The following is a 19,930-nucleotide window of genomic DNA, read 5'->3' on the forward strand; positions in this document are numbered from 1 at the left end:
CCTGACAAAGTTTTGTTCATTATGGCAACGTTATTTGAAGCATGGCAAGGCGTACAAGGCAGGATAGCTGCTGCATGCACAGCCTGCGCGAGAAATACGACAGAAATCACCTTACTGGCAGTGAGCAAAACCTTTCCGGCTCAAGATGTAAGACAATTATACCAGCTGGGTCAGCGCCATTTTGGCGAGAACTATGCGCAGGAGCTGGCCGGCAAGCAGGCTGAGCTGGGCGATTGCGCCGATCTGGTCTGGCACTTTATCGGGCCGCTGCAAAGCAATAAAACCCGCGTCGTTGCCGAATGCGCGCACTGGGTGCACACCATCGACCGCCTCAAAATTGCCGAGCGCCTATCCGCCCAGCGTCCGGCGCATTTACCGGCACTTAATCTGTGTTTGCAGGTCAATGTTTCCGGCGAGGCCAGCAAGTCGGGCATCAGCCCCGTCGAATTAATCACGCTAGCCGAGGCGATTGCCGGGATGCCGCGGGTGCAGTTGCGCGGACTGATGTGCATCCCCGAGGCAACGGATGATGCGGTAAAGCTCGCCAAACAGTTTCAAATCCTGAAACAATGTCAGCTTAAGCTGCAAGAGAACGGCTTTGAACTTGACACTTTATCGATGGGCATGTCGGCCGATTTGGAGCTAGCTATCGCGAATGGCTCAACTTTAGTACGTGTGGGCAATGCCATTTTTGGCGCCCGCCATTACCCTCAGTAGGAATTGCAATGATCATTACCTTTATTGGTGGCGGCAATATGGCCACCGCCATGATTGGCGGCATGCTGGCACAAGGATTTCGCGGCAGTGAGATTCATGTTGTAGAGCCGAACGAAGCCCAGCGGGTCGAACTGACCGCACAATACGGTATTTCAACATCAGCCCCCGGTGAGGCCATTCCGGCCAGCACAGCCATTCTGTTTGCAGTCAAGCCCCAGCAGTTCAAGGCCGTGACTGCCGAGGTGTTGCCCCAGATCGGCAATGCGCTGGTGATTTCGATTGCGGCCGGGATTCGTGTCGATACCCTCTCCAGGTTTCTCGATGGACACCAACGTATTATTCGTGTAATGCCCAATACCCCTGCCCTGGTGCAAGCCGGGATTTCCGGCGTCTACGCCAGCGAAGCGGTCAATGACGCAGATCGCAAGCTGACCAACCGGATTTTATCGTCGATTGGCGAGCAGGTCTGGGTTGACGATGAGCACCAGATTGACGGCATTACGGCCATTTCCGGCAGCGGCCCCGCTTACGTGTTTTATTTTATGGAAGCGCTACAAGCTGCAGCGCGTGCCCAGGGCTTTGCGCCCGATGTGGCGCACAAACTGGCGTATCAAACCTTTGCTGGCGCGGTCAAACTCGCACTCAGCTCGGACGATGACGCGGGTACATTGCAACAGAAAGTGACCTCCAAAGGCGGCACGACCGAACGCGCCATCAAGGCGCTGGAATACAGCGAAGTACGTACCACGATCATTTCCGCCGCCGCCGCCGCCGCCGCCCGCTCGCGCGAGCTGGGTGAAGAACTTGGCCGTGATATCGAACCCTAAGCCGTCAACCCCAAGAGGTGGAGCATGCTGACCAGCGTTCTGGATTTTCTGATCCGCAATCTGCTTGAGTTCCTGATTTTGCTGCTGCTGGCACGGTTTTACCTGCAAGCAGCTAAAGTCTCGTTTCGTCACCCGCTGGGCCAGTTTGTGCTGGCCTTGACCAACTGGCTGGTACTGCCAGTACGCAAGCTGATTCCGTCGATCAAAGGCTACGATAGTACCAGTCTGGCACTGGCCTGGATTACCGCGCTGGTGATGCATTCGGTCTTGCTGGCCATCACGCCTTGGCCATTTGATTTTTATTCCGGCTCGTCGGTGCTGGCTCTGGTTTTGTCGGCGACGCTGGAGCTGGTCAAAATGTCGTTCTATCTGTTGTTTGCTGCAGTGATTGCCCAGGTATTGATGAGCTGGCTGGCGCCATATAATCCGCTTATGCCGATGCTCACAGGCCTGACCGCTCCGTTTCTGCGCCCGATCCAGAAGATCATTCCGCCGATTGGCGGGATTGATATTTCGCCCTTGTTGCTGCTGTTGTTTATCCAGCTGGTGCTCAGCGTAGTGATTGCCCAGCTTGAGCCTTATATTCTGCAAGGCGTCAAACTCATCGGCTAGGATCCCCTAGCTCTTGGAGAGTAGGGATAGTAAGGCGGCTACATTGCTCGGGTGGACTGGGTAGCTCTGGCTACCCAAACAACCAACAAGCCAAGCAGGGGCATGACCCTGAACTCATTGCCAGATATGGACTAGCGATCAATACGTCGCTGGGTATAATCATTCTGGCTATGTGGATCAACCCGGCGATATTCGCCGTCGATAACCTCGTCCTGCGCAGGGCTGGCCGATCCGGCCGCTGGCGCTGATTTCCCCCAGGGCAGAAGTAAAATCAGCGCGATGACGTCGCCAATCAGCCCGGGGATAATCAACAGCACAGCGGCAATATAATAACGCGCGACGCTAAACAGGCTATGCAGGCCCAAACGGCCACTGCGAATGTCGTTCATCAATGTCAAGCCGATGCCCAAACGCTGGTGGCGCAACATCAGGACGCCTAGGGCAAAGCTAAGCAGAACGGCGAGAAAGGCCGGCACAACCCCCACCATGTCTGCCAGCCAGATCAGCGACATGATTTCAAGAAACGGATAAGCCAGCACGCTGGCAAAAACTAAATACGGCATGAATACTCCTTCTCAATCGCTCGTAGTATGGTGCAATTGCCCCGACCAGACCAGCGCACAAACGCTGGCACAGGGCATTATTACCGCACGGCTGGCCGCTTGTGTGAACCAAATGTGCGCGGTACAGTCTGTTTATCACTGGGAGGGTGGAATCGAATCAGCACAGGAAGTTCCATTGATGATCAAAACCACCCTAGCGATGTATCCGCAGCTGGAAAAATGGCTGCTCGAGCATCACCCTTACGATGTACCCGAAATTATCGCGCTGCCTATCGTTGCGGGAGCGCCGGATTATCTGGCCTGGCTGGCCCAGGAAAGCAACGGTGTTGAACAAGGCTCCACTCAATGATGTCGCGTTTTATTACTTGCCTGCTGATGGCACTTTTTTCAATGCTTGCCTGGGGCAATCCGGAATTTTTACCGCCAGAAAAAGCCTTTAAACCCAGCATCGTCCAGCTGGATGCCAATACGGTCGAGCTGCGTTTCGCCATTGCGCCGGGCTATTATCTGTATCGGGATCGCATTCAGGTTAGCGCTACTCCCCTTGCACTCAAAACCCAGCTGCCCAAAGGCGAAATCAAGGATGACCCGAGCTTTGGCAAGGTTGCCGTTTTTCATGAGCAGTTGATCGTCAAGCTCACCAGCCCACAGGCAATACCAAAGCAGCAGGCATTTACCATCAAATTTCAGGGTTGTGCGGAAGCCGGTATCTGCTATCCGCCACAAACCCAGATACTCAAACTGGGGGAGAGCAAAACCCCGGCGCTCAAAGCGCTGTTTGGCGCCAGCTCCGACGGTAACGCCAATAACAATACCCCCGAGTCAGCTTTTTTCGGGGGTAGTTTTTTTGGCACACTGGGGATTTTCTTTCTCGCTGGCATCGGTCTGGCGCTAACGGCCTGCATGTATCCGCTGATCCCGATTGTCTCTGGCATTGTCATCGGGCATCAGCCCGTTAAACGCTGGCACGCCTTAAGCCTGAGTTTCGTCTATGTGCAAGGGATGGCTATTTCGTATACCGCCATCGGCGTTGCGGCTGCAGCCACCGGTACCTTGCTGGTCGTCGCGCTACAGCAACCGTGGGTCATTGCGGCTTTTGCGCTGTTTTTCCTCGCCATGGCGCTGGCCATGTTTGGTGTTTTCAGCGTTCAGCTGCCCAGCAGCTGGCAGAGCCGTTTAAATAGTGCCAGCATGAAGCTGCCGGGCGGCAAATGGACTTCCGTGCTGCTGATGGGCTTGCTGTCAGCCCTGATTATTGGGCCCTGCATTGCGCCACCGCTGGCGGCAGCATTAGCCTACATCGGCCAAACCGGCGATGTATGGCTTGGCGGTGCAGCGCTCTATAGCATGGCTTTGGGTTTGGGGCTGCCACTACTGGCCATTGGCGCATTCGGCTCGACCATTCTGCCCAAAGTGTCCGGCAAGGTGATGCAAGGCGTTAAAATCATCTTTGGCATAGTATTACTCGCTATGGCGCTCTGGATCTCGCGTCCACTATGGGAACCCCACCTGGGTATCGAAGCGCCTCATCAATTGGCATTTCAAACCGTCCGTAGCAATGCCGAGCTTGATCAGGCTTTGCTCGCAGCCAAAGGCCAGGCCGTCATGATCGATTTTTATGCCGACTGGTGCGTGAGCTGTATTGAATTCGAGCGCAAAACGCTGAGCCAACCGGCAGTCCAAGCCGCGCTGAAAGATCACAAACTCATACGGGTTGATGTTACCCAGAATACCGCGGCCGATGCCGCACTACTGTCACGCTATCAATTGTACGGGCCACCTGCGCTGATTTTTTACAGCCCGCAGGGCTTTGAAATCAAAAACAAGGTGATTGGTTTTCAGGATGCGCCACAATTTCTGGCCACCTTAAGCAACAATCAATCCATCTCGTGCACCACCCAGCTTTGTTAGGATTTCATCAAATATGAAAAAATGGCTATTGTTACTGGCGCTGCTTTGTTCACCATTAAGCCAGGCCGCCGATCCATTCTGGCGCATGAGCTTGCCCGACCCACAGGGCAAAGCGCAGGCATTTGCTCAATGGCAGGGAAAGATGCTGATCGTGAATTATTGGGCAACTTGGTGCGGGCCGTGTCGGCAGGAAATGCCCGAAATGATCGCGCTGCAGAAAAAATATGGCAAAACGGTGCAATTTATCGGTATTGCGATTGATGAACCAGTACCCACCGCGCGTTTTGCCAAAGAGCTGGGCGTCAACTACCCCATTCTGATCGGCGGCAATAGTGCGATGAATATGATGCGGCAACAGGGCAATCAACAAGGCGGCCTGCCTTTTACCGTGTTTTTTGACGCCAAAGGCAAGCAGGTTGCCCAGCAGCTAGGCAAAATCAGCCATGAACAACTGGAAGCACAGATAAAAAAATACGCCCGCTAAGGGCGTATGTGGGTGTGGGGTACTCGCAAATCCTAGAAGCCGCAGAACACATCCCGCAGCATGGCAATCACCACCAGCGTGCGAATATCACCCACACGGTAATAAACCCGGTTAGCGTCTTTGCGCGTACGCAAAACGCCTTTTTCCCGCATCAGCGCCAAGTGCTGCGAAATATTCGACTGGGTCGTGCCAACCCGCTCAACAATATCCTGCACACTTACTTCCTGATCGGCCAGCACGCACAGAATCTTCAGGCGCAGCGGGTGCGACATCGCCTTCATCGCCCGTGATGCCTGGTCGATGTGCTCATCATCCATCTCTTCAATTGATTCAATCATTTTCAATTCTTTTATTTATTATGCCTAGCAGACTTGAGCCGAATCAGCTTTGTGCCAAATTACGACGATCCAACATCAGCTTGAGTTAGAATACTAACCGTGTTTGAAAACTATTCGCAACCTAGGACCGCAACTATTTTAGCAAGTTCGGCGCGAATCACCATAGGACTTTGTCATGCCACAACAAATCACTCCCGTATTACTTCTTATTCTTGACGGCTTTGGTTACCGCACTGGCGGCGATGACAACGCCATCTTGCATGCACGCAAGCATCATTTTGATCGTCTGTTCTCGCAATATCCATTTACAACGATTAACGCGTCCGAGCAGTTCGTCGGCTTGCCTGCAGGCCAGTTTGGCAATTCTGAAGTGGGCCACCTTAATATTGGTGCGGGGCGTATTGTGCAGCAGGACATCAGCCGTATCGACTGTGACGTTGCCGACAAAACGATAGGCAACAATCCGGTTTTCAAACAAGCAATTGATAACGTCAAAGCCAGTGGCAAAGCGCTGCACATTATGGGACTGATGTCCGACGGCGGCGTTCATTGCCATGAAAATCACGTGTTTGGCCTGATCGAAGCAGCAAGCCAGGCGGGAGTTAAAGACATCCGTATTCACGCCTTCCTCGATGGCCGTGATACCCCGCCGCGCAGCGCCGAACTTTACCTGCAGCGCCTGCAAACTGTCTGTGATGCAAATAACGCCCGTATCGTCGGTATTGTCGGCCGCTACTGGGCGATGGATAGAGATACCCGTTGGGAACGTGTAGAACCAGCATACAAACTGATCGTTGATGGTGTCGGCCTTTATAGCGCAGAGAGCGCAATTGACGGACTGGAAAACGCTTATAAGCGCGACGAGAACGATGAGTTTGTTTCTGCCACCGTCATCGGCACACCAACGCGCATGGAAGACGGCGATGCGGTCATCTTTATGAATTTCCGTGCCGACCGCGCCCGTCAGCTGACTACAGCATTGACCGCAGCGGACTTTAGCGGTTTTGAGCATCCGCAACGCCAGCCCAAATTTGCCTATTTCTGCACTGCGACAGACTACGGCTCGGCGTACAGCCATCCGGTAGCCTACACCAAAGAAAAAGTGAAAAACGGGTTTGGTGAATACATCGCCAGCCTGGGCTTGAAACAGCTACGGATCGCCGAAACCGAAAAATACCCGCATGTCACGTACTTCCTGTCGGGCGGCGAAGAGAAAGAATTCGCCGGCGAAGACCGTATTCTGGTGCCATCGCCTAAGGTCGCGACCTATGATCTGAAACCGGAAATGTCAGCCGCTGAAGTCACTGACAAAATGATCGCTGCAATCAATAGCAAGCAGTACGCGGCCATCATTTGTAACTATGCCAATGGTGATATGGTGGGTCATAGCGGTATTTTTGATGCGGCAGTCAAAGCCGTTGAAGCACTGGACGAATGTGTTGGCCGTGTCGTTGCGGCACAACTGGCGATTGGTGGCGAGGTGCTGATCACCGCCGATCATGGCAATTGCGAAATGATGTTCGACAAGAACTCAGGCCAGCCACACACACAGCACACCACCGATCTGGTGCCATTCTGCTACGTTGGCCGCCCTGCCCGCCTGTCACCAGGTGGTGCACTCAAGGACATCGCGCCGTCATTACTGGCCATGATGGGTCTGGAGCAACCGACAGAAATGACCGGCCAATCGCTGATCAATTTTCTGTAAATGACATAATTTGGGTTTAGTGAATGCAGCGAATCAAGTAAAGTGATGCACTCTGTCGGTATCCCGAGTCAAAGTTGTGCGTGTACGTCTACTTGCTTCGCTGCAATTCACCTGCCTGATCGCCAGCACGACCAGCTTTGCGGCCCCTGCGGCCAGTAAAGTGACCCAGGCGACCGTTTCTGAGCGAGCCGCCAAACAGGAAGAGCTCAAAGATCTGCGCAGTCAGATTCAGCAACTACAAAAAGATCTCAGCCAGAACGAATCCTCGCGCAATGAAGCCGCCGATGCGCTAAAACAATCCGAACAATCCATCTCCGAAGCCAACCGCGTCCTGAACGAGCTGGCACACGAACGCGCCTTGACCAGCAATGAGCTGGCCAGACTGGAGGCGGATATTGCCCGTACCCGGGTCAATATCCGTGCCAGCCAGCAGCGTCTGGGTAATTTACTGAAAAGCCGCTACAAGCTGGGCCAGCTTGAAGCCTGGCGACTACTACTCAATCAGAAAGACCCTAATCAGCTTAGCCGCGACCTGACTTATTACAAACATCTTGCGCGCTCGCAACAACAGCTGGCGCAACAGCTGGAAAGCCAGCTCAATGAGCTCAATGTGCTGGCCGAGCAAATCCAGCAAAAAAATGCCGAGCTGCAGGAAATCGCCAACAACAAACAGCGCCAGCGCCAGCAGTTGCTGAGTGAGCAATTGGAAAAAAAAGCGGTCGTGAGCCAGCTATCCAAAGAAATCGCCACGCAGCGTAACCAGATTCAAAAACTCGCCGCCGATGAAAAACGTCTGACCCAGCTCACCGAGCGCCTCAATGCCTTGATCCGTCAACAAGAAGCTGCGCGTGCGCGCCAACTGGAAATACAGCGGCAGCAAGTCAGAAAACGTGCCGAACAGTTGGCCAAAGCCAAGGCTGAACGCGCCGCACGGCAGGCGAAGGCCGAGCAAAAAGCCAAAGCGGCTGGCAAACCGGCGCCAACGCCAGAGCCAGCCCCTAAAGAAGAAGTGGCCAGCGTTAATGATGCGCTACCCGATCCGACACAAGCTGGAGCCAAATTTGCCTCACTCAAAGGCAAGCTGAGTTTGCCGGTGAAAGGCGTGGTGATTGGACGGTTTGGTGCGCCACGTGGCGAAGGCGGCAGCTGGAAAGGGTTGATGATCAAGGCAGGCAGCGGCCAGTCTGTGCATGCCATTGCCAGCGGACGGATAGTATTTGCCGACTGGCTGCGTGGCTTTGGCAATTTACTGATTATTGACCATGGCAGCGGCTATATGAGCCTTTATGGCGCCAACGAAAGTGTCTTGAAACGCGTTGGCGATACCGTCAAACCTGGCGATGTGATTGCCACCGTCGGCAACAGCGGTGGCATGGCAGAATCTGGCGTATACTTTGAAATCCGCCAAAATAGTCGTCCACTCGACCCATTGCAGTGGGCCAAATAACACAAATAGGAAAATCCCGGGATGTCCAACAAACCCTATAGCCGCTGGCAAAAAGTAAGTCTTTTGGCTGCGGGAGCCGGTCTCGGCGCCGTTTTGAGCTTGTCGTTCAATGCCACTGCAGACAAAGAAGCCAGCAGCAATCCCCTGCCGATTGATGAATTGCGGGCTTTCTCAACGGTATTTGGCCTGATCAAGCAAAGCTATGTCGAACCCGTTGAAGACAAAAAGCTGATCAACGAAGCCATCAAAGGCATGGTTAGCGGTCTTGATCCGCACTCAAGCTATCTGGACGAAGAAGCGTTTAAAGACCTCAAGGTCAATACCCAAGGCGAATTTGGCGGACTGGGCCTGGAAGTCAATATGGAAGATGGGCTAGTGCGGATTGTCTCGCCGATTGAAGACACACCAGCTTATCGTGCCGGCATCAAAACTGGCGATTACATTGTCAAAATTGACGATCTGCAAGTACAGGGCCTGTCGCTCAATGACGCCGTATCAAAAATGCGTGGCAAAGCAGGCACGACGGTGACACTGACCATCTTGCGCAAGGGCGAACCAAAGCCACTGGTGATGACGCTCAAACGCGCGATTATCAAAACCCAGAGCGTGAAATCCAAACTGGCCGAACCGGGCTATGGCTATATCCGCATTACCCAGTTCCAGGAAAAAACCACGGAAAACCTGGCATTGGCCATTGAAGCGCTGTACAAGGAAAACAAAACGCCCCTGAAAGGGCTGGTGCTGGATCTGCGTAACGATCCGGGCGGCCTGCTGGATGGTGCGGTCGGCGTATCTGCCGCCTTCCTGCCTAAAGACGCACTGGTTGTTTACACCGAAGGACGGACTGCCGATGCCAAAATCAAGCTGACGGCCAGCCCGCAGTATTATCAGCGCGACAGCGGCAAGGATTACTTTAAAAATACGCCCAAAGACGTGAAAACCGTACCAGTGGTGGTACTGGTCAACGGCGGCTCGGCTTCGGCTTCCGAGATTGTTGCAGGCGCACTGCAAGACCATAAACGTGCGCTGGTTGTCGGCACGCAAACCTTTGGCAAAGGCTCGGTGCAAACCATCTTGCCGATTGATGCCAAGAGCGCGCTGAAACTCACCACCGCCCGCTACTTCACGCCAAATGGCCGCTCGATCCAGGCCAAAGGCATTACACCGGATATCGTGGCCGAAGAAGCAACGCTTAACGGCAAGGAAGACAACGGTTTCCGCCTGCGCGAGGCCGATTTGGGTCGCCATCTGGATAACCCGACCGACAAAGAGGCAGGCAAAACCAGCCCAACACCAAGCGAAGCGCCAAAAGCCACCGCCAAACCGGCAGCCAAAGCCGCGAGCACTGCCGAGAGCGAAGAAAATCCGCGCGAGCTGGCATCCAAATCGGATTACCAGCTGCAGCAGGCTTTGAACGTGCTCAAAGTGCAACATCTGCTACTGAGCAAACCTGCCAGCAAATAGTCTGGCATCACCCAGCAGCTTCCCCTCCACCCCCTATACGGCGCAGCCCTATAGGGGGTATTTCATTGCAGAGCAAATACTACTTAGCCTACAAGACAATACCCTGACCATACCTAAGTAAGCATCTCTGCAAGCAAACTCCATTACATGCAAAAACCTGCTGCACAAAGCCCGAAAAAGGTTTAATCTAAAACAACGATAAGACTTATCGAGGGGGCGCAGCATGAAACAGCATCACGACGACATCAAGCACCGCGAAATTGTATTCAGTGCACAGCCTCTGGATCAGGCCAGCCAGGCCGCCCGCCTGCTCAATCGCATCCCCGGTGTTGAAAGCCAGGTTTTCGCCAGCCAGAATCGCATCTCGGTGCAATATCACATCGACGAGCACACCCTGATCGAGCTGGAGACCCGCCTGCAAGAGGCTGGCTTTCATCTGGACAACAGCATCTTGCAAAAAATCAAACGCGCGCTGGCGCACTATTGCGAAGAAGTCCATTACGACAACCGCGCGATTCCTGAGCACAATATCAAAAGCCGCGATGTCTACGTCAAAGTCTGGGAAAAGCACCCGCACGGTGATCATGACGAAACACCGGAAGAATTACGCCGCTATCTTTAAGACCCTGCACCACCTTGATATGGCTTAAGCCAAGCGAAGCCCTGATGGTTATAATCAGGGCTTCAACTTTTTCAACTTCTGTAGCGGCCCTACCATGACAGTTTGCCCAACCCGCAGCGCCCGCATCGAGCTAGATGACGCCAAATTACTGCGCTACAGCCGCCATATTCTGCTCGACGAGCTGGGCATCGAAGGGCAGGAGAAAATCAGCGCCGCGCATGTGCTGATTATCGGCGCGGGTGGGCTGGGCTCGCCGCTATCGCTGTATCTGGCCAGCGCCGGCATCGGCACGCTGACTATTATCGACGACGACGAGGTGGATCTGACCAATCTGCAGCGCCAGATTGTCCACACTCAGGCACGCGTGGGCAGCAACAAGGCCGAATCGGCCAAAGCAACGCTCAGCGCACTGAATCCCGACATCACCATCCACGCGCTTGGCGAGCGGGCCAACGATCAGCGCCTGCTCGATCTGGTGCTGGCCGCCGATGTGGTGGTCGATTGCTGCGACAATTTTGAAACGCGCCATGCCGTCAATCGCGCCAGCGTACTGGCCAGAAAACCGCTGGTGTCAGGCGCGGCGGTGCGTTTTGACGGGCAGATCACCACCTTTGATCCGCGGGTGGCCGACGCGCCGTGCTATCACTGCCTGTTTGGCGACGAAGGCGAGGCCAATGACAGCCCTTGCGCCACCTTTGGCGTCTTTGCCCCGCTGGTGGGCATTATCGGCGCGGCACAGGCTGCGGAAACCCTGAAAGTGATCACCGGCTGCGGCGATATTCTGCACGGCAGGCTACAGCTGTACGACGCCCGCACGGCGCGCTGGCGCGAAATGCGCTACAAAAAAGACCCCGCCTGCCCGGTCTGCGGCGCACGGGTTTGAGCGCATGAACGATAAACATCGCCGTCCTTCGATGCAGGACGTGGCCGATCTGGTCGGCACCTCCAAAATGACCATCAGCCGCTATTTGCGCGCCCCGGAGCTGGTGGCGCCAGGCACCGCAACGCGGATTGCCGAAGTGATGGCGAAATTGGGCTACATCCCCAGCCGCGTACCCGAAATGCTGGCCAATGATCGCAGCCGTGCAATTGGCGTCTTGCTGCCGTCGATGTCCAATCAGGTTTTTGCTGCCGTTGCGCAAGGCATTGAAGAAGTCACCGTGCCAGCGGGGTACCACGTGCTCTACGGCCATTACGGCTATGACGCCGAGCGTGAAGCCGAGCAAATTGCGCAATTATTGTCGTTTCATATCGACGGGCTGATTCTGGCCGAATCGAATCACACCGAGCGCGCGCTGAAAATGCTGGGTGTGGCAGCCATTCCGGTGCTGGAAATGATGGACTTGCCCGCCAGCCCGATTGATCAGGCCGTGGGTCTGGATCATCAGGCTGCAGCGGCAGCCATGGTCAACGCCATGCTCTCGCGTGGCAAGCGCCAGATTGTGTATCTGGCCGCCCGGCTGGATCAGCGCACGCGCATGCGCGAAAACGGTTATCGGCAGGCCATGAGTGCGGCAGGTTTAGCCAGCCATGTGATCCACACCAATGCCGCGTCGACATTTAGCCAGGGTGGCGAATTACTCGCCCGGGCGCAGGCTGCAGTGCCGCAGCTGGACGGTGTTTTCTGCACCAATGACGACATTGCCGCCGGCGCCTTGCTCGCCGCACAGGCGCAAGGCTTGCGCGTGCCGGAGGACATCAGCATTGCTGGCTTTAACCATCTGGATATTGGCCTGGCACTGCAACCGCAGCTGGCCAGCGTGATAACGCCCCGGCACGCCATCGGCCGCAGCGCGGCACAGCGCTTGATTGCCCGTATCAATGGCGAGACATTCGCCGCGCCCGTGCAAGACCTCGGTTTTGAGCTGTTCCTCGGCGGCAGCATTTAGCCCTCTTTCGGCTACACTACATACCCAGCTGCGTATTGCCTTGTAAGACAATAAAATCATTAGTTACAGCCATATACCCCTACAAAGCCAGAATACTGCTTTACCCTAAGTACAATCCCTAGTCTGATCTGGATCAAAAATGTAGCAAAAGCTATTGCCACTACAAACTGGAATGGCGCAAAATGTTACGCATAACATGTTACCAGTAACATTTTCGATTGGAGTCGAATATGAACCCCGTTAAATCCAGAATTTATGTCCTGATGGGCGTCTCCGGCTGTGGCAAATCAGCGCTGGCAACGCGTCTGGCGCACGAGCTGAACGCAGCATTGCTCGATGGTGATTTCTTGCACCCGCGCGCCAATATCGAAAAAATGGCCTCGGGCCAGCCGCTTAATGACGATGACCGCGCGCCGTGGCTAGCGGCGCTGAACGACGCCGCCTTTGCCATGCAGCGCACCAATCCGGTGTCACTGATTGTGTGCTCGGCACTTAAAAAGGCCTATCGCGATCTTCTACGGCAAGGCAATCCCAATCTGAGCTTTCTGTTTCTGGACGGCGAATACGATCTCATCGCCGCACGTTTGCAAGCCCGGCAAGGGCATTTTCAAAAGGCAGGCATGCTGCAATCACAATTTGCCACGCTGGAACGCCCGGATGCGAGCGAACCCGATGTAGTTCGCATCGACATCGCGCCGCCGCTGGCCGATGTCGCCGCCGCCGCCCGTTTGGCCATTCAGTCACAGGAATAAGATCATGGATACTTTTACTCTGATTTTCACGGCGCTGGGCTCGGTGCTGTTGCTGCTATTTTTGGTGATGAAAGCGCGCTTGCATGCTTTTGTTGCGCTGATGTTGGTGTCGATTGGTGCGGGGATTTTCTCCGGCATGCCAGTGGATAAAATTGCCGATACCATGCAAAAAGGCATGGGTGGCACCTTGGGCTTTCTGGCCGTGGTCGTCGCGCTGGGCGCGATGTTTGGCAAAATTCTGCATGAAACCGGCGCACTCGATCAGATTGCGGTCAAATTGCTCGATAAATTTGGCCATAGCCGTGCCAACTATGCACTGGGCATTGCCGGTCTGATCTGCACGCTGCCGCTGTTTTTTGATGTGGCGATTGTTCTGCTGATCGGCGTGGTGTTTGCCGTGGCTCGCCGCACTGGGGGCAATGTGATCAAGCTGGCGATCCCGCTCTTTGCCGGCGTTGCCGCCTCGGCCGCCTTTTTGCTCCCCGGTCCTACGGCGATGCTGCTCGCTTCACAAATGAAGGCCGATTTTGGCTGGATGATTGTACTGGGTCTGGCCGCCGCGATTCCCGGCATGCTGCTGGCAGGGCCGCTGTTTGGCAACTTGATCAGCAAGCATGTCACGCTGGCTTTGCCCGCCGATGTGAGCGAGCCCAGCCTTGGCAAAGGCCAGATGCCATCGTTTGGCTTTAGCATATCACTGGTCTTGTTCCCGCTGATTCTGGTGGGGCTCAAAACCATCGTGGCGCGTTTTATTGATAGCGACAGCACGCTCTATCCGTGGCTGCAGCTCATCGGCCATCCGTTTACGGCGATTCTGGCTGCCTGCATGCTAGCCATTTATGGCCTGGCACTTCGCCGTGGCATGAGCCGGGAAAAAGTCATGGAAGTCTGCAGCGCTGCGCTGCAACCAGCCGGGATTATCCTGCTGGTAACTGGCGCTGGTGGTGTATTCAAGCAAGTACTGGTTGATTCCGGGGTCGGCCCGGCACTGGGTAATGCGCTGATCGGCGCGGGTCTGCCGATTGCTCTTGCGTGTTTTGTCTTGGCGGCTGCGGTGCGGGTGATTCAGGGCTCGGCCACCGTCGCCTGCCTGACAACCGTGGGACTGGTCTTACCTGTGATCGAGCTGGCAGGCTACTCGGGAGCACAACTGGCGGCACTGTCGATCTGTATCGCGGGTGGCTCGATTGTATTAAGCCATGTGAATGATTCGGGCTTCTGGCTATTCGGCAAATTTACCGGTGCCAGCGAAGCACAAACACTGAAAACCTGGACGGTGATGGAAACCATTCTGGGTAGCACGGGTGCGGCGGTGGGGATGATTGCATTTAGCCTGCTCTAGACCAGACGCTGGCCGTCAGTGCTGCCCTGCGGGCACTGATGGCCACATCCACCAGTGGACTTAGAAAAACTCAATACCGTCGTCCAGCTCGCTCGATTCAAGCAGCCTCACATTGCCAGCCAGCTCGATCGCTTCGTTGATCGCAACGCCGCGCAAAATGGCATCAAACAGGATTTTTTCCTGCTCCATGGTGTATTGCGAACGGATTCTTTCCTGCAGTTTTAACCACTCGGCGGGTACAAACATCGCCTGACGATCGGAGACCAGTCCCGCTAGCGCGCTCAATGTGCCGCAGACATGCTCCAGCCGCTGCGAAAGCCGGTCATAAAACTGGAATGCAACTACCGATTTGATATTCTGCTCGCTAATTTGCGTGACGCGCTCTTCCAGATTTAATTCGTCGGGCAATTGATGGACAAATTCAAGCAAATCACTTTTCAAAGCGTGAATTTGTTCGGAAGTTGTGGAGAACGAAGTCGCCAGCTGATTGAGCGAGCTGCTGCTGTCCTCCATCGCGTGGCGAATTTGGGCAACCACAATCCCCAGCATCAGTATGGTCTCTTGCACCTGACTCCAGCTTAGATCTGGATTTTGTGCGGCAGAGCCGCCTTTGGGTATCTCAACCATGATGTCGGCCTTGTTAAATAACGCTGCAATACAAGCGTTATAGAAGCCATCCGGTGAGCTTGCTAAACAGATCAGCCCGCCTGCGCCACAATCTGTAACTGCAGCCGAGCAAAATCATGCGACACATCCCAGCTCTGGACGGTGTCGCTGGCCACAGCGCACAAGGCCTGCCCTGGCAAATGCCAGATGGCCAAGTGCCAGCATTCCGGATCTGTGCTGAATAATTGCCAGCCCCCCTCATCGGGCAACAGCTCAAAACGGCTCAAACCGCCGACCAAACCAGTTCCCAGCGCTTTTAGCAGGGCCTCTTTGGCCACCCACATATGATAAAAGAGACTCAGCTGCGCCTCGCCAGCCCTCGCGTGCAGCGCGGCACATTCACGAGCGGAAAAATATTGCCCGGCAATCGCCAGCACATTGCGTCTGGGCTGGATGGATTCAATATCCAGCCCCACCCGCCCTTCCCCCAAGACCACGCCAGCCCACGAGGCTGTATGTGACCATGACAATCCATCGGGTGCAGGCCAATTCACGGCCTGCGGGCGGCCACTGGCTTGCGTCTGCAGTGCAGGTTCGAGACCTTGCCCCTCAAGCAGACTGATTGCCAGATGCCGCGCAGCGCAAAATTGCCTTTGTCGTGCCGGATGGCTGATTCTGACCAGTCGCTCTTGCTGCGCCTGATCCAGCCAGTGAGCCACCGGGGGAATCTCGCTCGCTTCAGCCAGCGACATCAAAGCCAATTGCGCCATGGTTTTCCTTTCTGCATAAAAAAAGCGACCAGTACGGTCGCTTTTGACTATCGGCAAGCTTGCTCTGGTTTATACCGAGAACGACGATCCGCAACCGCAAGTTGATTGTGCGTTCGGGTTTTTGATGGTGAACTGAGAGCCTTCCAGGCTTTCCACATAATCAATTTCCGCGCCAACGAGGTATTGGTAGCTCATCGGGTCAACCAGGAGGGTGACGCCGTTTTTGCTGATTGGCGTGTCGTCTTCGTTAACGATTTCGTCAAAGGTAAAGCCATACTGGAAGCCTGAACAGCCACCGCCCGTTACAAACACGCGCAGTTTCAGATCTGGGTTGCCTTCCTCGGCGATCAGCTCGCTCACCTTCGCAGCAGCGTTATCGGTGAAAACAAACGGTAGGGGCATGTCGGTTTCGGTGGTCATTACAGCTCCGAAGAAATAATAGTTGACTAAAACACTATGGATTATCCGCTCGAACACGAGCAAGGTCAATCTGCAGCCTGCACCGCAGAGACAAATTTACGCTTTTTTCGGCTCGGTGCGCGGCACGTCGGCAGGCGATACTTCTTCGCGCTTGCCATTGTGTACATGGACCAGATGCCCTTCAATCACCGCGCCCGGGTGCATTTCCAGAGTCTTGTACGCCAGATCGCCCACAATGCGCGATTTGGCCTGCAGCTCGACATAATGACTGACTTCAATCGGGCCGCGGATTTCGCCATTCAGAATCAGGTGGCTGCACTGCACCTTGCCTTCGATTCGTGCTTTTTCACTGATCACCAGCGTGCCATTTTTTTCGTCAGCCATGCTGACATTGCCAACAATAATGCCATCAACGCGCAAACCACCGGCAAACTGTACATCACCAGTCAAAGTGGTACCGTGGCCGATCAGGCTATCAATTTTGGTGCTGCCTTTTTTCTTGCTAAACATACTGTCTCCTTAGATTTTTTTCTGGCAACTGGCCTGAACCTGATTCCCTTCTTCGCCAAAAAACTGTACGTCCATCAGCAAATTACTCGCGCCAGCGGGCGGAGCCAGCTCGCCTTCCAGCTTGGCGTAGTGCTTGGCTTTCACCGGAATCAGCGGATCAAGCCCCTGACTGATCCGGCCTTTCTTGCCCGCATCCAGATATTGCAAATTAACCTGCAGGCGGCCAAGTAGTTCGTCAGTACGGTTCGTCCCCTGCACCAACAGCAAGCGGTAGCGGTATTTCCCCGGCTCGATGGCTTGCAAATCGCAGGCCACAAAATTGGCGATGCGCGAGCGATCATTGCTTTGCAGCAGCGATTCAAAAAACGAGACCGTTTCACGCATAGCGGACAGGTCCTGCTGCGCCTGATTTTGCTGGCGCACCAAGGCATCGCGTTCGGAGCTTAGAATGGTCACTTGCTGCGCAAGCAAAGCCGACTGCGCCGCCAAGGAAGCAATCTGCGCCTGCGTTTTTTGCGTCGAGGATTGATGCTCGGATTGCACCTGCGCTTGCAGGGTGAGCAACTGACGTTGCCCCAGCCAGTATCCGGCTGCAAGCATTGCCAGCATTAGGCTAGCGAGCAATACCCACCGAAGCAATATGCGCCGCCAGCTGTCTTGCGGCCGCAGAGCCAGCGGCGCGGCGGTAAGCCGCGCCCGGTGAGCCCGATATAAACGCTTGATCGGCATGCCCGATTATGGCAACAAAGGGACAACGTCCAGACCGTGCTGCTCTGGCAAACCAAACATCAGGTTCATCACCTGCACCGACTGACCGGAGGCGCCTTTAACCAGATTATCTTCCACCACCAGAATCACCAGCAAATCACCGTTACCTGGGCGATGCACCGCGATCCGTGCCGTGTTGCTGCCGCGCACTGAACGCGTTTCCGGGCATGAGCCAGCAGGCATCACATCGACAAATGGCTCGCCTGCAAAGCGCTCTTCAAACAGTTTTTGAATATCAGCCGCTTTGCCAGCTTCGGTTAAACGCGCATAAATCGTCGAGTGAATACCGCGAATCATTGGCGTGAGGTGCGGCACAAAAGTCAGCTCAACCGGTGCGCCGTGAATTGCCGACAAGCCTTGCATGATTTCGGGTGAGTGGCGATGACCTTTGACGCCATAGGCTTTGAAATTGTCAGCGCTTTCAGCAAACAGCGTACCCACTTCGGCTTTGCGACCCGCACCAGAAACGCCGGATTTGCAATCGGCGATAATCCCGCTCGTTTCAATGAGTTTTGCACCATTTTCGATCAGCGGCAGCAGGCCAAGCTGGACTGAAGTCGGATAGCAGCCAGCCATGCCAATCAAACGGGCCGATTTAATGGCGTCACGGTTCACTTCCGGCAAGCCATACACCGCCTCAGCCAGCAGATCGGTGCAGCTATGCTCCATTGCGTACCACTTAGCGAATTCTGCCGGGTCTTTCAGACGGAAATCTGCGGCCAGATCAATCACTTTAACGCCCGCTTCAAGCAATTCGCGCGCTTGTGCCATCGCAACGCCATGCGGCGTGGCAAAGAACACGACATCACACTCAGTCAGCTGAGCTTCTTCAGGGTTAGAAAAGGCAATCTCAACACGGCCGCGCAAGCTAGGGAACATCTCGGCTACTTTCATGCCGGCTTCTTTGCGCGAAGTAACAGCACGCAGCTCTACATCAGGGTGACGCGACAAGAGTCGCAATAATTCAACACCGGTGTATCCCGTACCGCCAACAATCCCTACTTTGATCATGCCTTTATCCTCAGTAAATATCAGCACGATCATAAAACAAAAAAGGGGTCAGGTGTTAGGTGTGAGACGCAAAACCGGGGCGTAAAGGAGAAAGAATTGCAAAAACGGCGAGTAATAAAAAAGCCACCCCGAAGGATGGCTTTTCTGCAGAACCCGAAAAACGAATTAACGTTTTGAGAACTGTTTGCGACGACGCGCGCCACGCAGACCGACTTTCTTACGCTCAACTTCACGAGCGTCACGAGTAACCAGACCTGCTGATTTCAATGCTGGCTTCAGAGCTGCATCGAATTCGATCAAAGCACGAGTAATACCGTGACGAACCGCACCAGCTTGGCCAGATTCGCCGCCGCCGACTACGTTTACCATGATATCGAAAGCTTCGAGGTTGCTAGTGATTTCCAGTGGCTGACGAACGATCATGCGGCCAGTTTCGCGAGCGAAGTACTGATCCAGATCTTTACCGTTTACCACGATATTGCCAGTACCTTTGGTGATGAACACACGAGCAACTGAGCTCTTGCGACGACCGGTACCGTAGTTGTATTTACCTACCATGATGCAATTCCTTTAGTTCTGCTTAGATAGCAAGAGATTTAGGTTCTTGCGCGGCGTGCGGATGTTCGCTGCCTGCGTAAACTTTCATCTTCTTGATCATTGCGTAGCCCAATGGACCTTTTGGAAGCATGCCTTTAACAGCAAACTCCAAAGCACGGCCAGGGAATTTGTTTTGCATTTCAGTGAAGGTACGCTCGTAGATACCACCTGGGTGACCCGTGTGACGGTAGTATTTTTTCGATGTAGCTTTATCGCCAGTAACGCGGAGCTTGTCTGCGTTTACCACAACGATGTAGTCGCCAGTATCGACGTGCGGGGTGTATTCAGCTTTATGTTTGCCACGCAGGCGTTTGGCGATCTCGGCAGCGAGACGGCCCAGCACTAAGTCTGTGGCGTCCACAACGAACCACTCGCGCTTCACCTCGTGCGGCTTGGCAGAAAAGGTTTTCATGACTGCTAGTCCACGTTTTTGATTTTGAGAAAGTCGAGAATTCTAACGAAGAAGTGAGCACCCTGTCAAAGAGTTTATTCAATCGGTGTGCAGATACGGGACGGGGGCAAAAAAAACGCAATCCAGTTTGACCCAGATTGCGCGAAATCCACCAAAAATG

The 19,930-nt window shown here is 54.5% G+C and carries 24 protein-coding genes; 14 read left to right on the forward strand and 10 right to left on the reverse strand.

Features of this window, described 5'->3' with window-relative positions:
- Positions 1-21 precede the first annotated feature (21 nt).
- Genes FLS37_RS09615 through FLS37_RS09625 form a run of 3 tightly spaced genes read left to right on the forward strand, consistent with a single transcriptional unit; the run spans position 22 to position 2,156 of the window.
- On the forward strand, positions 22-717 hold the full coding sequence (locus FLS37_RS09615) for a YggS family pyridoxal phosphate-dependent enzyme (RefSeq protein ID WP_157669676.1): 696 nt from the start codon (positions 22-24) through the stop codon (positions 715-717).
- A gap of 8 nt (positions 718-725) precedes the next feature.
- Positions 726-1,544 (forward strand): pyrroline-5-carboxylate reductase, encoded by an 819-nt coding sequence (gene proC / locus FLS37_RS09620; RefSeq protein ID WP_157669677.1) that lies wholly within the window; start codon positions 726-728, stop codon positions 1,542-1,544.
- Between the two features lie 24 nt (positions 1,545-1,568).
- Positions 1,569-2,156, forward strand: coding sequence for a YggT family protein (locus FLS37_RS09625; RefSeq protein WP_232522559.1), 588 nt, complete (start codon positions 1,569-1,571; stop codon positions 2,154-2,156).
- 131 nt (positions 2,157-2,287) lie between these two features.
- Here FLS37_RS09625 and FLS37_RS09630 read toward each other — a convergent pair whose 3' ends face one another.
- Positions 2,288-2,719: an FxsA family protein gene (locus tag FLS37_RS09630; protein WP_157669678.1), complete on the reverse strand. Its 432-nt coding sequence runs from the start codon at positions 2,717-2,719 to the stop codon at positions 2,288-2,290.
- On the opposite strand from FLS37_RS09630, the gene cutA reads away from it, so the two are divergent.
- From cutA to FLS37_RS09645, 3 genes are read left to right on the forward strand one after another with little or no spacing between them, the layout of a single operon-like run.
- Positions 2,718-3,068: a divalent-cation tolerance protein CutA gene (cutA, locus tag FLS37_RS09635; RefSeq protein WP_157669679.1), complete on the forward strand. Its 351-nt coding sequence runs from the start codon at positions 2,718-2,720 to the stop codon at positions 3,066-3,068. The genes FLS37_RS09630 and cutA overlap by 2 nt on opposite strands.
- A complete protein-coding gene (gene dsbD, locus FLS37_RS09640; RefSeq protein ID WP_157669680.1) occupies positions 3,065-4,630 on the forward strand; it encodes a protein-disulfide reductase DsbD in 1,566 nt (521 codons plus the stop codon). The genes cutA and dsbD overlap by 4 nt, the downstream gene beginning before the upstream one ends.
- Positions 4,631-4,643: 13 nt before the next feature.
- Positions 4,644-5,114: a TlpA disulfide reductase family protein gene (locus FLS37_RS09645; protein WP_157669681.1), complete on the forward strand. Its 471-nt coding sequence runs from the start codon at positions 4,644-4,646 to the stop codon at positions 5,112-5,114.
- A gap of 32 nt (positions 5,115-5,146) precedes the next feature.
- Here the strand turns inward: FLS37_RS09645 and FLS37_RS09650 are convergent, their stop codons facing one another.
- Positions 5,147-5,452 carry a helix-turn-helix transcriptional regulator gene (locus FLS37_RS09650; protein ID WP_157669682.1) on the reverse strand — a complete coding sequence of 102 codons (306 nt, stop codon included), beginning with the start codon at positions 5,450-5,452 and terminating at the stop codon, positions 5,147-5,149.
- 175 nt (positions 5,453-5,627) lie between these two features.
- Here FLS37_RS09650 and gpmI point away from each other — a divergent pair, with 175 nt between their 5' ends.
- The 8 genes from gpmI to gntU all read left to right on the forward strand — a co-directional run bounded on the left by gpmI (position 5,628) and on the right by gntU (position 14,676).
- On the forward strand, positions 5,628-7,160 hold the full coding sequence (gene gpmI, locus FLS37_RS09655; RefSeq protein WP_157669683.1) for a 2,3-bisphosphoglycerate-independent phosphoglycerate mutase: 1,533 nt from the start codon (positions 5,628-5,630) through the stop codon (positions 7,158-7,160).
- A gap of 76 nt (positions 7,161-7,236) precedes the next feature.
- On the forward strand, positions 7,237-8,607 hold the full coding sequence (locus FLS37_RS09660) for a murein hydrolase activator EnvC (RefSeq protein WP_157669684.1): 1,371 nt from the start codon (positions 7,237-7,239) through the stop codon (positions 8,605-8,607).
- Positions 8,608-8,628: 21 nt separating this feature from the next.
- Positions 8,629-10,071, forward strand: a complete 1,443-nt coding sequence (locus tag FLS37_RS09665) for a S41 family peptidase (protein ID WP_157669685.1) — start codon at positions 8,629-8,631, stop codon at positions 10,069-10,071.
- A 223-nt stretch (positions 10,072-10,294) separates the two neighbouring features.
- On the forward strand, positions 10,295-10,693 hold the full coding sequence (locus FLS37_RS09670; RefSeq protein ID WP_157669686.1) for a hypothetical protein: 399 nt from the start codon (positions 10,295-10,297) through the stop codon (positions 10,691-10,693).
- A 94-nt stretch (positions 10,694-10,787) separates the two neighbouring features.
- Positions 10,788-11,576 carry a molybdopterin-synthase adenylyltransferase MoeB gene (locus FLS37_RS09675; protein ID WP_157669687.1) on the forward strand — a complete coding sequence of 263 codons (789 nt, stop codon included), beginning with the start codon at positions 10,788-10,790 and terminating at the stop codon, positions 11,574-11,576.
- 4 nt (positions 11,577-11,580) lie between these two features.
- Complete coding sequence (locus FLS37_RS09680; RefSeq protein ID WP_157669688.1) at positions 11,581-12,582, forward strand: substrate-binding domain-containing protein; 1,002 nt, start codon at positions 11,581-11,583, stop codon at positions 12,580-12,582.
- Between the two features lie 230 nt (positions 12,583-12,812).
- A complete protein-coding gene (gntK, locus tag FLS37_RS09685) occupies positions 12,813-13,334 on the forward strand; it encodes a gluconokinase (protein WP_157669689.1) in 522 nt (173 codons plus the stop codon).
- A 4-nt stretch (positions 13,335-13,338) separates the two neighbouring features.
- Complete coding sequence (gntU, locus tag FLS37_RS09690) at positions 13,339-14,676, forward strand: gluconate transporter (RefSeq protein WP_157669690.1); 1,338 nt, start codon at positions 13,339-13,341, stop codon at positions 14,674-14,676.
- Positions 14,677-14,736: 60 nt separating this feature from the next.
- On the opposite strand, the gene FLS37_RS09695 is transcribed toward gntU, so the two are convergent.
- The 8 genes from FLS37_RS09695 to rplM all read right to left on the reverse strand — a co-directional run bounded on the left by FLS37_RS09695 (position 14,737) and on the right by rplM (position 19,770).
- On the reverse strand, positions 14,737-15,303 hold the full coding sequence (locus FLS37_RS09695; protein WP_157669691.1) for a hypothetical protein: 567 nt from the start codon (positions 15,301-15,303) through the stop codon (positions 14,737-14,739).
- 71 nt (positions 15,304-15,374) lie between these two features.
- Positions 15,375-16,052: a 4'-phosphopantetheinyl transferase superfamily protein gene (locus FLS37_RS09700; protein WP_157669692.1), complete on the reverse strand. Its 678-nt coding sequence runs from the start codon at positions 16,050-16,052 to the stop codon at positions 15,375-15,377.
- A gap of 69 nt (positions 16,053-16,121) precedes the next feature.
- Entirely contained in the window at positions 16,122-16,472 is a 351-nt protein-coding gene (gene erpA, locus FLS37_RS09705; RefSeq protein ID WP_157669693.1) for an iron-sulfur cluster insertion protein ErpA, read from the reverse strand.
- Between the two features lie 96 nt (positions 16,473-16,568).
- Positions 16,569-16,982, reverse strand: a complete 414-nt coding sequence (locus FLS37_RS09710) for a polymer-forming cytoskeletal protein (RefSeq protein WP_157669694.1) — start codon at positions 16,980-16,982, stop codon at positions 16,569-16,571.
- 9 nt (positions 16,983-16,991) lie between these two features.
- Positions 16,992-17,591: a DUF6776 family protein gene (locus FLS37_RS09715; protein ID WP_157669695.1), complete on the reverse strand. Its 600-nt coding sequence runs from the start codon at positions 17,589-17,591 to the stop codon at positions 16,992-16,994.
- 126 nt (positions 17,592-17,717) lie between these two features.
- Positions 17,718-18,761 (reverse strand): N-acetyl-gamma-glutamyl-phosphate reductase, encoded by a 1,044-nt coding sequence (argC, locus tag FLS37_RS09720; RefSeq protein ID WP_157669696.1) that lies wholly within the window; start codon positions 18,759-18,761, stop codon positions 17,718-17,720.
- Positions 18,762-18,926: 165 nt separating this feature from the next.
- Positions 18,927-19,319, reverse strand: a complete 393-nt coding sequence (gene rpsI, locus FLS37_RS09725) for a 30S ribosomal protein S9 (protein WP_157669697.1) — start codon at positions 19,317-19,319, stop codon at positions 18,927-18,929.
- Positions 19,320-19,341: 22 nt separating this feature from the next.
- Positions 19,342-19,770, reverse strand: a complete 429-nt coding sequence (gene rplM / locus FLS37_RS09730) for a 50S ribosomal protein L13 (RefSeq protein ID WP_157669698.1) — start codon at positions 19,768-19,770, stop codon at positions 19,342-19,344.
- Positions 19,771-19,930 lie beyond the last annotated feature (160 nt).

Origin of the sequence: Chitinibacter sp. GC72 (genome assembly GCF_009760905.1) — a bacterium.
In the GTDB taxonomy this organism is placed as follows: Bacteria; Pseudomonadota; Gammaproteobacteria; order Burkholderiales; family Chitinibacteraceae; genus Chitinibacter.

Coding starts and splice junctions, on each gene's coding strand:
- FLS37_RS09665 (WP_157669685.1), top strand. CDS start 8,629: ATGTCCAACAAACCCTATAGCCGCTGGCAAAAAGTAAGTCTTTTGGCT.
- FLS37_RS09710 (WP_157669694.1), bottom strand. CDS start 16,982: ATGTTTAGCAAGAAAAAAGGCAGCACCAAAATTGATAGCCTGATCGGC.
- FLS37_RS09625 (WP_232522559.1), top strand. CDS start 1,569: ATGCTGACCAGCGTTCTGGATTTTCTGATCCGCAATCTGCTTGAGTTC.
- cutA (WP_157669679.1), top strand. CDS start 2,718: ATGAATACTCCTTCTCAATCGCTCGTAGTATGGTGCAATTGCCCCGAC.
- FLS37_RS09670 (WP_157669686.1), top strand. CDS start 10,295: ATGAAACAGCATCACGACGACATCAAGCACCGCGAAATTGTATTCAGT.
- gpmI (WP_157669683.1), top strand. CDS start 5,628: ATGCCACAACAAATCACTCCCGTATTACTTCTTATTCTTGACGGCTTT.
- dsbD (WP_157669680.1), top strand. CDS start 3,065: ATGATGTCGCGTTTTATTACTTGCCTGCTGATGGCACTTTTTTCAATG.
- FLS37_RS09695 (WP_157669691.1), bottom strand. CDS start 15,303: ATGGTTGAGATACCCAAAGGCGGCTCTGCCGCACAAAATCCAGATCTA.
- FLS37_RS09715 (WP_157669695.1), bottom strand. CDS start 17,591: ATGCTGGCAATGCTTGCAGCCGGATACTGGCTGGGGCAACGTCAGTTG.
- FLS37_RS09680 (WP_157669688.1), top strand. CDS start 11,581: ATGAACGATAAACATCGCCGTCCTTCGATGCAGGACGTGGCCGATCTG.
- FLS37_RS09630 (WP_157669678.1), bottom strand. CDS start 2,719: ATGCCGTATTTAGTTTTTGCCAGCGTGCTGGCTTATCCGTTTCTTGAA.
- erpA (WP_157669693.1), bottom strand. CDS start 16,472: ATGACCACCGAAACCGACATGCCCCTACCGTTTGTTTTCACCGATAAC.
- rpsI (WP_157669697.1), bottom strand. CDS start 19,319: ATGGTAGGTAAATACAACTACGGTACCGGTCGTCGCAAGAGCTCAGTT.
- FLS37_RS09700 (WP_157669692.1), bottom strand. CDS start 16,052: ATGGCGCAATTGGCTTTGATGTCGCTGGCTGAAGCGAGCGAGATTCCC.
- gntU (WP_157669690.1), top strand. CDS start 13,339: ATGGATACTTTTACTCTGATTTTCACGGCGCTGGGCTCGGTGCTGTTG.
- FLS37_RS09615 (WP_157669676.1), top strand. CDS start 22: ATGGCAACGTTATTTGAAGCATGGCAAGGCGTACAAGGCAGGATAGCT.
- argC (WP_157669696.1), bottom strand. CDS start 18,761: ATGATCAAAGTAGGGATTGTTGGCGGTACGGGATACACCGGTGTTGAA.
- FLS37_RS09650 (WP_157669682.1), bottom strand. CDS start 5,452: ATGATTGAATCAATTGAAGAGATGGATGATGAGCACATCGACCAGGCA.
- gntK (WP_157669689.1), top strand. CDS start 12,813: ATGAACCCCGTTAAATCCAGAATTTATGTCCTGATGGGCGTCTCCGGC.
- FLS37_RS09645 (WP_157669681.1), top strand. CDS start 4,644: ATGAAAAAATGGCTATTGTTACTGGCGCTGCTTTGTTCACCATTAAGC.
- proC (WP_157669677.1), top strand. CDS start 726: ATGATCATTACCTTTATTGGTGGCGGCAATATGGCCACCGCCATGATT.
- FLS37_RS09675 (WP_157669687.1), top strand. CDS start 10,788: ATGACAGTTTGCCCAACCCGCAGCGCCCGCATCGAGCTAGATGACGCC.
- rplM (WP_157669698.1), bottom strand. CDS start 19,770: ATGAAAACCTTTTCTGCCAAGCCGCACGAGGTGAAGCGCGAGTGGTTC.